Source organism: Tianweitania aestuarii (assembly GCF_018457165.1).
Classification (GTDB): Bacteria; Pseudomonadota; Alphaproteobacteria; order Rhizobiales; family Rhizobiaceae; genus Tianweitania; species Tianweitania aestuarii.
Genome location: NZ_JAFMNX010000001.1, coordinates 1,568,859 through 1,581,549, shown reverse-complemented (window position 1 = coordinate 1,581,549; position 12,691 = coordinate 1,568,859). Strand labels below are relative to the sequence as shown.

11 protein-coding genes and 1 tRNA gene are annotated in these 12,691 nt (G+C 62.3%); 6 read left to right on the top strand and 6 right to left on the bottom strand.

Annotated features, from left to right (window positions below; translation table 11 throughout):
- The first annotated feature begins 3 nt into the window (after nt 1-3).
- Nucleotides 4-1,017, top strand: a complete 1,014-nt coding sequence (gene cobT / locus JYU29_RS07770) for a nicotinate-nucleotide--dimethylbenzimidazole phosphoribosyltransferase (protein ID WP_213984090.1) — start codon at nt 4-6, stop codon at nt 1,015-1,017.
- 5 nt (nt 1,018-1,022) lie between these two features.
- The gene (cobF, locus tag JYU29_RS07765) at nt 1,023-1,781 is read left to right on the top strand and encodes a precorrin-6A synthase (deacetylating) (protein WP_213984089.1); all 759 of its coding nucleotides are present in this window, start codon (nt 1,023-1,025) and stop codon (nt 1,779-1,781) included.
- Nucleotides 1,782-1,792: 11 nt separating this feature from the next.
- Here cobF and JYU29_RS07760 read toward each other — a convergent pair whose 3' ends face one another.
- The 4 genes from JYU29_RS07760 to wrbA form a co-directional block, all read right to left on the bottom strand.
- Nucleotides 1,793-2,101, bottom strand: coding sequence for a YrhK family protein (locus JYU29_RS07760; protein ID WP_213984088.1), 309 nt, complete (start codon nt 2,099-2,101; stop codon nt 1,793-1,795).
- 99 nt (nt 2,102-2,200) lie between these two features.
- Nucleotides 2,201-2,286: transfer RNA gene (locus JYU29_RS07755), tRNA-Leu, on the bottom strand.
- A 12-nt stretch (nt 2,287-2,298) separates the two neighbouring features.
- Nucleotides 2,299-3,291: an alpha/beta fold hydrolase gene (locus JYU29_RS07750; protein ID WP_213984087.1), complete on the bottom strand. Its 993-nt coding sequence runs from the start codon at nt 3,289-3,291 to the stop codon at nt 2,299-2,301.
- Between the two features lie 120 nt (nt 3,292-3,411).
- A complete protein-coding gene (gene wrbA, locus JYU29_RS07745; RefSeq protein ID WP_213984086.1) occupies nt 3,412-4,011 on the bottom strand; it encodes an NAD(P)H:quinone oxidoreductase in 600 nt (199 codons plus the stop codon).
- A gap of 177 nt (nt 4,012-4,188) precedes the next feature.
- On the opposite strand from wrbA, the gene JYU29_RS07740 reads away from it, so the two are divergent.
- Both JYU29_RS07740 and gpt read left to right on the top strand, forming a co-directional pair.
- Entirely contained in the window at nt 4,189-4,935 is a 747-nt protein-coding gene (locus JYU29_RS07740) for a competence/damage-inducible protein A (RefSeq protein ID WP_213984085.1), read from the top strand.
- A gap of 65 nt (nt 4,936-5,000) precedes the next feature.
- Nucleotides 5,001-5,498 (top strand): xanthine phosphoribosyltransferase, encoded by a 498-nt coding sequence (gpt, locus tag JYU29_RS07735; RefSeq protein WP_213984084.1) that lies wholly within the window; start codon nt 5,001-5,003, stop codon nt 5,496-5,498.
- Between the two features lie 6 nt (nt 5,499-5,504).
- Here the strand turns inward: gpt and JYU29_RS07730 are convergent, their stop codons facing one another.
- Nucleotides 5,505-5,828, bottom strand: coding sequence for a YnfA family protein (locus JYU29_RS07730; RefSeq protein WP_213984083.1), 324 nt, complete (start codon nt 5,826-5,828; stop codon nt 5,505-5,507).
- A 185-nt stretch (nt 5,829-6,013) separates the two neighbouring features.
- Here JYU29_RS07730 and JYU29_RS07725 point away from each other — a divergent pair, with 185 nt between their 5' ends.
- On the top strand, nt 6,014-6,469 hold the full coding sequence (locus tag JYU29_RS07725; RefSeq protein ID WP_250157209.1) for an NUDIX hydrolase: 456 nt from the start codon (nt 6,014-6,016) through the stop codon (nt 6,467-6,469).
- Nucleotides 6,470-6,473: 4 nt separating this feature from the next.
- Here the strand turns inward: JYU29_RS07725 and JYU29_RS07720 are convergent, their stop codons facing one another.
- A complete protein-coding gene (locus JYU29_RS07720; protein ID WP_213984081.1) occupies nt 6,474-8,165 on the bottom strand; it encodes a DUF6311 domain-containing protein in 1,692 nt (563 codons plus the stop codon).
- A gap of 645 nt (nt 8,166-8,810) precedes the next feature.
- On the opposite strand from JYU29_RS07720, the gene JYU29_RS07715 reads away from it, so the two are divergent.
- Nucleotides 8,811-12,674: a vitamin B12-dependent ribonucleotide reductase gene (locus JYU29_RS07715; protein ID WP_213984080.1), complete on the top strand. Its 3,864-nt coding sequence runs from the start codon at nt 8,811-8,813 to the stop codon at nt 12,672-12,674.
- Nucleotides 12,675-12,691 lie beyond the last annotated feature (17 nt).

The window sequence follows — 12,691 nt, the reverse complement described above, 5'->3', positions numbered from 1 at the left end:
TCGATGACCCGCTTCACCTCGATCGACCAACTCCGCTCCGCTTGTCGCGACCTGCCGAAGGCGAATGACACCTCAGCCGATCAGGCGCGCGATCGGCAAGGCATTCTCACCAAGCCACCAGGCAGCCTCGGCAGGCTGGAGGATCTCGCGGTTTGGCTGGCTGGCTGGCAGGGGCGGGAAAAACCGAAGCTCGACCGCGTCGAGGTCTTCGTGTTCGCCGGCTCGCACGGCGTCACCAATCGCGGCGTGTCGGCCTTTCCGGCCGAAGTCACCGCGCAGATGGTGGCCAATTTCGAGCATGGCGGTGCAGCCATCAACCAGCTCGCGCGCCAGGTCGGCGCCAATCTGACTGTGATCCCGCTGCACATCGACCAGCCCACGGTGGACTTCACCATTGCGCCCGCCATGGATGAGGACGCCTTTCTCCAAGCCGTCAGTACCGGCTATGAGGCCATCAAGGATCGGCCGGATCTTGTGGTGCTCGGCGAAATGGGCATCGGCAACACCACCGTAGCAGCGGCCTTATGTTGCGCACTGCTTGGCGGCGAGGGTGCGGATTGGGTCGGGCGCGGCACCGGCGTCGATGATGAAGGTCTGTCGCGCAAGGCGTCTGCCGTCGATGACGCCAAGACCTGCCACGGCGAAGCGCTTGGCGATCCGATCGAAGCCCTGCGTCGCGTCGGCGGCCGCGAACTGGCCGCCATGTTCGGCGCGATCCTCGCTGCCCGTCATGCCCAGGTTTCCGTTCTGCTCGATGGTTTCGTCTCCACCGCCGCAGCCCTGCCGCTGGCGAAGCTCGATGCACATGGTCTCGACCATACCTGGTCTGCGCATGTTTCGGCCGAAGCCGGGCATCGTCGCCTGCTGGAAGCCCTGCACCTCACGCCATTGCTCGACCTCAACATGCGGCTTGGCGAAGCGTCCGGCGCCTGCCTGGCGGTCAATATCCTGCGCGGCGCGATCGCCTGCCACAACGGCATGGCGACCTTTGCCGAAGCCGGCGTGTCGGACGGCTGATCCCCATGCGCAAGCTTCTCGTGATCGGCATCGGCACTGGCAATCCCGAACATCTGACCGTGCAGGCGATCAACGCGCTCAACTGCGCCGATGTCGTGCTGATCCCGCGCAAGGGCGAGGCCAAGGATGATCTCGCCGAGGTCCGGCGTCAGATCTGCGTCCGCTTCATCACCAATGCAAAGACACGCATCGTCGAGTTCGACCTGCCGGTGCGCGACCAGTCCGGCGAGTACAGGCAGGGCGTGGACGATTGGCATGAGGCGATCGCCCGAAGCTATGCTGATCTGCTGAAGGCGGAAACGGCGGAAGAGGGCGCTGCAGCTTTCCTCGTCTGGGGCGATCCGTCGCTTTACGACAGCACCTTGCGCATCATAGAGCGGCTGAAGCGCATCGCATCCTTCGAGCTGGCCATTGATGTCATTCCGGGCGTCACCAGCATTCAGCAGCTCTGCGCCAGCCACCGCATCCCCTTGAACAGGATCGGTGATCCCGTCGTCATCACCACAGGTCGGCGTTTGCGCGAAGGCTTTCCAACCGGAGCCGACACGGTTGTCGTCATGCTCGACGGCGAATGCTCCTTCCGCCATCTGGATGCCGACGGCTACCGGATCCACTGGGGCGCGTATCTCGGAACGCCGGATGAGGTTCTGATCGAGGGGCCGCTTGCTGACGTGTCAGACGAGATCGTCACGCGCCGCGAACAAGCCCGCGCGGTGCATGGCTGGATCATGGACACCTACATCATCAGCCGGATTGCCAGCTGACTGTTGGCGGCTTACTTGCCGGATTGCTTCTTCGACCAGCCGTCGCGCTTTGCCAGTTTCGTTGTTTTTCCCAGCGACAGGAGCTTCAGTTCCCGCTTGAAGCGGATGGCCGGCTTGGCGAGAAACAGAAATGAGCCGACGATGAAGAACCAGGTGCCGGCGGTCTGAGTCTTCTCGCTGAGAAACAAGAAGCTGCCGATCACGAAAGCCACGGCTGCACCCACATCGACGATCGTGTAGGCGAGTTCATAGAGAGCGTAGATCCTCTTGTGCTCGTCCGAGCGAACACGTGCATCCGGCTGAAAGAGTTTGGTTTTCATGATGATTGCCTCGGCTGTTTCGTCGGAACGGAGCGCGACAGATCAGCGACGCGTCGGTTGATGCCATGGCAGCGAAGAAGAGCTTCAACTGATCCAGGCTGGTGTGGGCGACGGGAATCGAACCCGTACGATCCAGGATCGAGGGATTTTAAGTCCCTTGCGTCTACCAATTCCGCCACGCCCACATCACCGTCTGGCTAGCCTACCGCCACGCTGCGATCAACTGCAAAAGCCCGTTCGGCGATACGGCGGATGAAGGCGGCGACGCGGTTCGTTTCGGCATATTGCGGCATGTGACCGACGCCATCGATCAGTTCGAGATCGAGGTTCGGCACCTGATCCAGCATCCGCTCGCCATGAATGCGATAATCGAGCACCTGATCGCCTCGGCCATAAAGCACGCCCACCGGCATCTTCAACGATCCGTAGCGTGCCTGCAGTTGCGCGAGATCGAGCGGAATGGCGACGAGGTCGCTCGCCGTCGCGTAGAAATGGCCGGGACGCAGGCTGAGCATCCCGCCGCCTTCGATCGCAAAATCCTCCGGCGGGGTGTTCGGCCCGAACACGAAGCGCATAACCCGATCGCCATTGCGCAACGCCAGCGGCACGGCAAAAGTGTGCGACAGGAAACGGCGGATCAGCGGCGAGGGCAGATACAGCCGCCGGAACTCCGGGTTTAGCGCGTCCATCATCTGCGTCAGTGGCGAAAGCAGAGCGACACCGGATACGCTTTCGGGATAATCCACCGCCGTTTGCAGCGCCACCGCACCGCCGAGCGAATGACCGACCAGCATAGGGCGGTCGAGCTTCATCGCGTCGATGAACGCCTTGATGAGCGCTGCTTGTTCCGGCAGGCGCCCCGTTCGTCCATCGGCGCGCGTGGAATGGCCGGAGCCTTCGCGATCAAGCGCGATCATGCGGTATCCCGGCCCGATCGCCTCCATCAGCGGCTGGCGGAATTGATGGTAATGCCCGCCCAGACCATGGATCATCACGATCGGTTCGCCTTCGCCGACCTCGTAATAATGGATGCGGCTGCCGTTGATCTCGATGAACTTGCCGAGCGGCGGCACCATGCGTTCGGCTTGCGCCGCGATGCGCCGCGTGGACAACCAGCCCCACAGGATGATTCCCACGACTGCGGCCACAAGCACGCCGCCGCAGATCAGGACAAGTGTCAGCACAGGCATCAGGCATTTCCCCAGCGGCTCGGTTCGCGTGTCATGTAAACAGCGGCTCCCCAGCGACAAGGCCGGAAACGAAAACGGGCGGCACATGGCCGCCCGCGTCCGCAATCAGAAGCTGGTCGCTCAGCCGTGCAGCTTGGCGGCGATTTCAGCCACGCGCTTGCCCTGGAACGTTGCGCCTTCCAGTTCCTGCGCCGATGGCATGCGCGAACCGTCGCCATCCGACGTCGTGGTCATGCCGTAAGGCGCGCCGCCACGAACCACGTCGTTGCCGAGCTGACCCTGATAGGCATAGGACAGGGGAACGATGACCATGCCGTGATGCTGGAGATGGATCTGCGTGCTGATCAGCGCGATTTCCGCACCGCCATGCTGCGAAGCGGTCGACACCATCACTGAGCCAACCTTGTTGAGCAGCGCGCCGCGCGCCCAGAGCGGGCCGGTTTGGTCGAAGAAGTTCTTCAGCTGCGCAGCCATTGCGCCGTAGCGCGTCGAAGCGCCGACGATGATCGCGTCGTAGTTTTCCAGTTCGAGCGGATCGGCGATCGGCGCGTCCTGATCGAGCTTGTAATGAGCGGCCTGCGCCACCTCGGTCGGCACCAACTCGGCAACACGCTTGAGCGTGACTTCAGCGCCGGCCTGGCGTGCGCCTTCGGCAGCGGCCTTGGCCATCTGCTCCATGTGGCCCCAGCTCGAGTAATAAAGAACAAGTACCTTTGCCATGATCGGCTCCTTCGCATTCGGCGCCGGCTCGTCCGGCATCGTCAAAGACAATAAGATAAGTTTCTCACCGTTCGATGAAAGCACCCAGTGTGCCGACACATCGTTCACCGGAACAAGCATATTGCGGGCGGCCCGCCACGCGCCTACACCTCTGCCACCAGCCAGGAGAGCGCCCGTATGACCGACCTCGTGACCGCCGCCATGATCGTGATCGGCGATGAAATTCTGTCCGGGCGCACCAAGGACAAGAATATCGGCCATCTCGCCGACATCCTGACGGCGGTCGGCATCGACCTCAAGGAAGTGCGCATCGTGCCCGACGAAGAAGATGAGATCGTTGCCGCCGTGAACGCCTTGCGGGCCCGCTACACCTATCTTTTCACCACCGGCGGCATCGGCCCGACGCATGACGACATCACGGCCGACTCGATCGCCAAGGCGTTCGGCCTGCCGTGCGACTACGACCCGAAGGCATATGCGATGCTCGAAAAGCATTACGCTGCCCGCGGCTTCGAGTTCAGCGAAGCGCGCATGCGGATGGCGCGCATGCCGGTCGGCGCCACGCATATCGATAATCCCGTGTCGCTGGCGCCCGGCTTCATCGTTGAGAACGTGCATGTCATGGCCGGCGTGCCGTCGATCTTCCAGGCCATGCTGGACAATGTGGTCCCGACGCTGAAGACCGGCACCAAGCTCTTGTCAGCCACCGTGCATTGTCCGCTCGGCGAAGGCACGATCGGCGGTCCCTTGGGCGCGATCCAGAAGGCGCATCCCGACACAATCATCGGCTCTTATCCCAAGAGCGGCGAGAATGGCGGCTTCTATACCGAACTGGTGGTGCGTGCGCGCGACGCGGGCGTTCTGGAAACCGTGCGTGCCGAAATCGCCGAAATGGTGGATCAGCTGGTGGCAAAAACAGCCTAGCTCTTGCTTCATCCCGTGTTTTGCGGCTAACCCCGCGCACCCAACTTGCCTGGAGCCCGCGCGCCATGTCCCTGCCGGAAAAAGCCTTCCCCGTTACCTGGGATCAGTTCCACCGTGATGCCCGTGCGCTCGCCTGGCGCTTGTCGGCCCACAAGGATCAGTGGAAGGCCATCGTCTGCATCACGCGCGGCGGTCTCGTGCCGGCGGCGGTGATTGCCCGCGAGCTCGGCATTCGCGTGCTCGAAACGGTCTGCGTGGCATCCTACCACGAATACAAGGACCAGGGCGAAATGCAGGTCCTGAAGGAAATCGCGCCGGAACTGCGCGCCAACGAAGGCGCCGATGTTCTGATCGTTGATGACCTCACCGACACCGGCAAGACCGCAGCCGTTGTGCGCGCCATGCTGCCCAAGGCGCATTTCGCGGCCATGTATGCCAAGCCGATGGGTCGCCCGCTGGTCGATACGTTCGTGACGGAAGTGTCGCAGGACACCTGGATCTTCTTCCCGTGGGATATGGGCTTTACGTTCCAGAAGCCGATCGCCGAAGGCCAGTTCGGCTAAAGTCCTTCAGCGCGGAGCGGCAATGATCACCGCCGCTCCCACCAGGCAGATAGCAGCACCGGCGAGATCGAAGCGGTCGGGCCGGAAGCCTTCCGCCAGCCAAAGCCACATCAACGACGCCGCGATATAGATCCCGCCATAGGCGGCATAGGTGCGCCCGGCAGCCGGGCTGTCAACCAGCGACAGCAAGAGCGCGAACGCGATCAGCGATCCCAGGCCCGGCACGAGCCACAACGCGGACTTGTCCAGCCGCCACCAGGCGAAGAACGCGAAGCAGCCGGCAATCTCGGCTGCAGCAGCCAGGCCGTAAAGCAGGATCGTCGGCATCATCTCTCCCGGTGTGCAGTCACATCAGCCACGCACAAGCTGGCTGCGCCCATCCTCGTGGTCCGCACGCCGTTCATGCGGCACGCCCAGTTGAAACGCCAGATGCAAGGTTCATATCCGAGCCCGAGCGTTCCGCTGAAGCCTGGAAAGAGACAGCAATGCCGGCAGCGAGAGCGAGGCACTTTCTGATGATGCAGTGGCAGCGTTTGTTCGGTGGCCGGGCACACCGGCTTCAGGTCGCAGCCTTGCCGTGGCGTCGCTCAGGTGGCGAAATCGAGATCATGCTGGTCACCAGCCGCGGCTCCGGTCGCTGGATCCTGCCGAAAGGCTGGCCCAAACCCGGCGAAGCCTTGTGCGATGCTGCGGCGCGCGAAGCCGGCGAAGAGGCCGGCATCACCGGCACGATTGCGCAGCAGACACTCGGCTCTTACCGGTATGAGAAGCGATCCGACCGCTCCATCTCCTACGAGGTTCAGGTCTATCCGCTCGCCGTGCAGGCCGTCGCCAAGACCTGGCGCGAGCGCAATCAGCGAGAGCGCCGCTGGATGAGCCAAACACAAGCCGCCGCAAACGTCCGCGAACCCGAACTCGCCGCCATGATCCACGCTTTCTCGCCAACAGCGGTTGAGCGCCAAGCAGCCTGAGGCTTCAAGGGCGTGCAGGCTGCACGATGGACCCGAGTGCATCCCAGTTCACGCCGGGATCGTTGCTGCACATGAGGACGGCCTGATCGCGAAGGGTGATCGTGCGGCAGGAGCCGGCTGCGATGGCTTGGGAGATGATGGCGGGCTGTGGGAAGCGTCCGGCATCGGCAAAAGAAACAAGCAAGCGACCGGCAGCGAGTGGCTGTGGCTGGTGATCGACCACCGCTTCGCAGGTGTTGTTTGATCGCGCCAGATAACCGGTGTTGATCGTCGCACCGATCTCACCAGCTAGACGCTGCATGAAGGAATAGGGCTGTTTCGTCAACTCCGGGCAGCCGAACGCCGGGTACACCTCTATCGCTTGAATGGCGGGCAGCGCTGCGCGCCACTGGCTGAAGTCGTACAAGGGTGGCTGGCTGGCATGCGCTTGCACGCTTTGCAGCAGGGATCGCGTATCGACGGCTTGAACAACGACGAGGCCGACCAGCAGGGCCGGCATCCAGCGTCGTCCGCTTCGCGCCAAGGTCGCTACGGCCGTCGCCATCAGGAGCAAGCCGACCGGCCAGAAGAAGCGCCCGGATGAGCGGAACGTCTCCGTCAGCACCGTGGTAGGATAGGGAATCTTGTAGCTCAACAGCTTCCAGTCGCCGAGCCACACCCGGCTCGACAAAGCATAGATCACGAAGCCGATCATGATGCAGGCAAGCGCGGGATGCGCGCGTAACGCTGATCCGGCATGCCGCCATGAGAGGATGCATGCACCAGTGATCGCGATCAGGACCCCCAATCCCAAATAGTTGAAGCCTTCCCGCTGACCACCGGTTGGATCCGGAACGATGCAACGGAGAATGTCGCCGCCGCAAAACGGCGCGAGCAGGTTCATGGAATAGATCTCGAACCCGCCGTCGAGATTGGAGCCAGCGGTGAAATACCCCATCACGAAAGCCAGCGCTGCAAGCCAGACCAGGCTTGCTGCCAAACCGGTCGCCGGCTTCCGCCATTTGCGAATACGCCAACTCCTGTCCACCGCCTCGGCGATCTGGATGGGCAGGATCATGGCCAGAAGATAGGGGTGGACGAGCAGGGCAGCGCTCGTCGTCACAGTGAAGATCGTTGCGGCCTTGAAGACGGACCAGTGACGCGCGCGGAAATAATGCCCGAGCCCAAGCAGAAGCAGCCAATGCGTGCCGAGCGCCGTGTGCTCGATGCGCGCCAGGTTGGCTGGCCAAAGCAGCGCAAGGCCCACGGCCGCAAACGCACTGAGCGCGTCACGCGCGCCGAGAGCGCGGACCAGATAAACCGCTGCCAGGGCTTGCCCGAACCGCAAGCCGACATGCCAAAGCCCAAGATAATGAAAGCCTTCCGGCAGCAGCGGGGCAAAGGGTTTGAACACGAGTGCCGCCAGCGGAATGCTGTCGGTCAGGAAGATCGGCAACCCTTCCGGGGGCGCAAACCTTTGCGTCAGAAGAAGCGGAAAGCGCCAGTCGTCAGCGGCAAACAGCAGCCATCCGCTGACATGTTGAGGCGAATCACCCTGATCGAAGGAGCCGCTTGTGCCGAGCACGAAAGACGCGGGATAAAGGTAGATCACCAGAACGAGCGCCAGCAGAACCGCGATGCCATAGGCCGAGGATCGTTCAACCCGGCTACGGGAGGTTTGGGGGAATGCCGGGTTGTGATTGCATTGGCAAAACATCTTCTGGTTGTGTCCCGGCGAGCCCGTTTTGGGAAGTCGCTCCAGCAAAGATTTGAAGCGGCTGGCTTTTCCCGGCCGCCGGCTTGAGCTGCCGTTGGAGCCAAGCGGGATGGAGCAAGCATCCCCGTTATCCACACTCTTTTGATCAATATCTTGTGCCGGCTATTTGCCGGAAACGAATCGTTGACCGTGCCTGCGAAGGGGGTGCTTAATGATTCATGCGCTTGCGTAAATGGCGTGACTGGCCTCGTTTGTTGGTCCGTCCACAAGTCTGAAATAGCTCATTAGATGGAGCACGGCAGCAACCGTATGGGTAGCAGTACGGTGTATGTTTCGGTGCGTTCAAAGAACCGACGGTAAGTCGCATTTACCAGTTGAAAACACTATATGTGGTGTACTCTGTAGCGATCATCCACTAGATGATCGCCATGGCATCGGTGCCGAGGGGAATCGCTCCCTAGCGCTTGAAAGCCGTGGCTGGTTTGCCAGAGAGTTCAGTTGTGCGCGTGAAGCGAGGCTTCGCGCATTGGGTGAGATGGATCGGCAGCGATGCCGGTTCGGGATCAAAGGGTGGCCTTGATCGTTTGCGGCGCCAAGCCGGACAACGGGCCCCATATCTAGACGACGACGTCGAAGGGACGAACGATGCGCATTGCACGGCATTTCACCAAGCCCGGTCAGTCCGCTTATGCGGAGATCGCGTTCCGCAAAGCGCTTTCGGAAATCAAGAACCCCGATGGTTCGATCGTTTTCCGCCTCGACGACATCGACGTGCCCGCGCAGTTCAGCCAGGTCGCGGCCGACATTCTGGCGCAGAAGTATTTCCGCAAGGCCGGCGTTCCGGCTCGCCTGAAGAAGGTCGAGGAAAACGACGTTCCGTCCTTCTTGTGGCGCTCGACCGCCGATCTCGACGCCTTGGCCGAACTGCCGGAAGACGAGCGTTATGGCTCCGAAACCGATGCGCGCCAGGTGTTCGATCGTCTGGCCGGCACCTGGACCTATTGGGGCTGGAAGGGCGGCTATTTCGCGTCCGAAGACGACGCGGCCACCTTCCGCGATGAACTCGCCTACATGCTCGCCACCCAGCGCGTTGCGCCGAACAGCCCGCAGTGGTTCAACACCGGCTTGCATTGGGCCTATGGCATCGATGGTCCGGGGCAGGGCCATTATTATGTCGACCCGTTCACGGGCAAGCTGACCAAGTCCAAGTCGTCCTACGAACACCCGCAGCCGCATGCCTGCTTCATTCAGGGCGTGGGCGATGATCTCGTCAACGAAGGCGGCATCATGGATCTGTGGGTGCGTGAAGCGCGCCTGTTCAAGTATGGCTCGGGCACTGGCTCGAACTTCTCCCATCTGCGCGGCGAAGGCGAGCGCCTGTCGGGCGGCGGCAAGTCGTCGGGCCTGATGTCCTTCCTCAAGATCGGCGATCGCGCAGCCGGTGCCATCAAGTCGGGCGGCACGACGCGCCGCGCGGCAAAGATGGTGGTTGTTGATGCCGATCACCCCGACATCGAAGCCTATATCGACTGGAAGGTGAACGAGGAGCAGAAGGTCGCGGCGCTCGTGACCGGCTCCAAGATCGTCAAGCGTCACCTCGACGCCATCGTCAAGGCCTGCGTCAACTGCGAAGGTCCGGAAGGCGATTGCTTCGATCCCGCCAAGAACCCCGCGCTCAAGCGCGAGATCAAGGCCGCCAAGAAGAACGCGGTGCCGGAAAACTACGTCAAGCGCGTGATCCAGATGGCGCGCCAGGGCCAGACGGCAATCGACTTCAAGACCTTCGACACCGACTGGGATTCGGAAGCCTACCTCACCGTTTCGGGCCAGAACTCCAACAACTCGGTTTCGCTCAAGGATGATTTCCTGCGCGCCGTTGAAGCCGATGGCGAGTGGAACCTGATCCGCCGCACCGACGGCAAGGTTCATCGCAGCCTCAAGGCCCGCGACCTGTGGGAAAAGATCGGCTACGCCGCCTGGGCGTCGGCTGACCCGGGCCTGCACTTCAACTCGACGATGAACGACTGGCACACCTCGCCGGCGGCTGGTCCGATCCGTGCGTCGAACCCGTGCTCGGAATACATGTTCCTTGATGACACGGCCTGCAATCTGGCCTCCATCAACCTGCTGCAGTACCGCAATTCAGATGGCACGATCGCCGTGCAGGCTTATGAGCACACCGTTCGCTTGTGGACGATGGTGCTCGAAATCTCGGTCATGATGGCGCAGTTTCCGTCGAAGGAGATTGCCCGCCTGTCTTACGAGTACCGCACGCTCGGCCTCGGCTTCGCCAATATCGGCGGCCTGCTGATGACCTCCGGCATTCCCTACGACTCGCCGGAAGGCCGCGCGATCTGCGCTTCGCTGACTTCGATCATGACCGGCGTCGCTTATGAGACTTCGGCCGAGATGGCGCGCGAACTCGGTGCCTTCCCCGATTACGTCCGCAACCGCGAAGCCATGCTGCGCGTCATGCGCAACCATCGCCGCGCCACTTATGGCGAATCCACCGGCTACGAAAAGCTGTCGGTGAACCCGGTTCCGCTGGTTGCCTCCGATCTCAAGCAGACCGAGCTCGCCGAGCGTGCTCGTGACGCCTGGGACCGCGCCATCGCGCTTGGTGAATTCCACGGCTACCGCAACGCCCAGGCAACCGTGATCGCGCCGACCGGCACGATCGGCCTTGTCATGGATTGCGACACCACCGGCATCGAGCCCGATTTCGCGCTCGTGAAGTTCAAGAAGCTCGCCGGCGGCGGTTACTTCAAGATCATCAACCGCGCCGTTCCGGAAGCGCTGCGCACGCTCGGCTATTCGGAAAGCCAGATCGCCGAGATCGAGGCTTATGCGGTCGGCCACGGCAACCTGAACCAGGCGCCCGGCGTGAACCCCGGTTCGCTCAAGGCCAAGGGCTTCACCGACGAGAAGATCGCTGCCGTCAACGCAGCCCTCAAGTCGGCCTTCGACATCAAGTTCGTGTTCAACAAGTGGACGCTCGGCGAAGACTTCTGCAAGGAAGCGCTCGGCTTCACGGATGAGCAGCTCAACGACTTCTCGTTCGAGATGCTTCCGGCGCTGGGCTTTGCCCGCAAGGACATCGAAGCCGCCAACGTTCATGTTTGCGGCGCGATGACCCTCGAGGGAGCACCCTTCCTGAAGGAAGAGCATCTTCCGGTGTTCGATTGCGCCAATCCGTGCGGCAAGATCGGCAAGCGTTATCTCAGCGTGGAAAGCCACATCCGCATGATGGCGGCGGCCCAGCCGTTCATTTCGGGTGCGATCTCCAAGACGATCAACATGCCGAACGACGCCACCGTCGACGATTGCAAGAACGCCTACCTCCTGTCCTGGCAGCTGGCGCTCAAGGCCAACGCGCTTTACCGCGATGGTTCCAAGCTCTCGCAGCCGCTCAACGCGTCCTTGATCTCGGATGACGAGGACGAGGTCGAAGAGCAGATCGAAGCGCTGTTGCAGGCGCCAGCGGCGGCTCAGGCCACGCAGGTCACCGAGAAGATCGTCGAGCGCATCGTCGAGAAGCTGGTGCGCGATCGCGAAAAGATGCCGAACCGTCGCCAGGGCTACACCCAGAAGGCGGTCATCGGTGGCCACAAGGTTTATGTCCACACCGGCGAATACAATGACGGCCGTTTGGGCGAGATCTTCATCGACATGCACAAGGAAGGTGCTGCCTTCCGCGCGATGATGAACAACTTCGCCATCGCGATCTCGATCGGCCTTCAGTATGGCGTGCCGCTGGAAGAATTCGTGGAGGCCTTTACCTTCACGCGCTTCGAGCCGGCCGGCATGGTGCAGGGCAACGACGCGATCAAGAACGCGACGTCGATCCTCGATTACGTGTTCCGCGAGCTGGCGATCTCCTATCTCGGCCGCAACGATCTTGCGCATGTCGACGTGTCGGATTTCTCCAACACCACGCTCGGCAAGGGCATCAACGAGGGCAAGGTGTCGCCTTACTCCCGCGGCCTGATGCGCGGCCACAAGCCGGTTCTGGTTTCGGGTGGCTCGGCTGAGCAGACCGGCGCCAAGGGTTCGGCTTCGGCAGGCTCCAAGGCATCGGTCGGAGCCGGGCAGGGCGCAGTCGGTTCGGCCGCGCCGTCGGCAACGCCTGCTGCCCGCACCGCGCCGGTTGCCGCCAACACGTCCAACGTGCGTGCTATCGGTGCGGCCGTCACGGCGCTGAAGACGCTCGCTCAGGAAGAGCCCTCGGCCTTCCGCCGCGACTACGAAGAGCGTCAGGCTGATCTGGCCGAGCAGATGGAGTTCGAGGAAGAAGCACAGGCGGACATCTCCCCCGCCAGCGCCGCCTTCACCGACGCCGCCGCCAAGGACGCCGCCGACGCCAAAGCGCTCGCCACCGAACGCCGCGCCCAGGCCCTGATGCAAGGCTACACCGGCAACTGCTGCTCGGAATGCCAGAACTTCACGATGGTGCGAAACGGCACCTGCGAAAAGTGCGATACGTGCGGAAGCACGAGCGGCTGCAGCTGAGGCAAAGGAATACTTAC

What these genes read in the sequence shown, in the direction of transcription:
- JYU29_RS07715 (WP_213984080.1), top strand. Translation starts at nt 8,811, where the DNA reads ATGCGCATTGCACGGCATTTCACCAAGCCCGGTCAGTCCGCTTATGCG.
- JYU29_RS07725 (WP_250157209.1), top strand. Translation starts at nt 6,014, where the DNA reads ATGATGCAGTGGCAGCGTTTGTTCGGTGGCCGGGCACACCGGCTTCAG.
- JYU29_RS07740 (WP_213984085.1), top strand. Translation starts at nt 4,189, where the DNA reads ATGACCGACCTCGTGACCGCCGCCATGATCGTGATCGGCGATGAAATT.
- gpt (WP_213984084.1), top strand. Translation starts at nt 5,001, where the DNA reads ATGTCCCTGCCGGAAAAAGCCTTCCCCGTTACCTGGGATCAGTTCCAC.
- cobF (WP_213984089.1), top strand. Translation starts at nt 1,023, where the DNA reads ATGCGCAAGCTTCTCGTGATCGGCATCGGCACTGGCAATCCCGAACAT.
- JYU29_RS07730 (WP_213984083.1), bottom strand. Translation starts at nt 5,828, where the DNA reads ATGATGCCGACGATCCTGCTTTACGGCCTGGCTGCTGCAGCCGAGATT.
- cobT (WP_213984090.1), top strand. Translation starts at nt 4, where the DNA reads ATGACCCGCTTCACCTCGATCGACCAACTCCGCTCCGCTTGTCGCGAC.
- JYU29_RS07720 (WP_213984081.1), bottom strand. Translation starts at nt 8,165, where the DNA reads ATGTTTTGCCAATGCAATCACAACCCGGCATTCCCCCAAACCTCCCGT.
- JYU29_RS07760 (WP_213984088.1), bottom strand. Translation starts at nt 2,101, where the DNA reads ATGAAAACCAAACTCTTTCAGCCGGATGCACGTGTTCGCTCGGACGAG.
- wrbA (WP_213984086.1), bottom strand. Translation starts at nt 4,011, where the DNA reads ATGGCAAAGGTACTTGTTCTTTATTACTCGAGCTGGGGCCACATGGAG.
- JYU29_RS07750 (WP_213984087.1), bottom strand. Translation starts at nt 3,291, where the DNA reads ATGCCTGTGCTGACACTTGTCCTGATCTGCGGCGGCGTGCTTGTGGCC.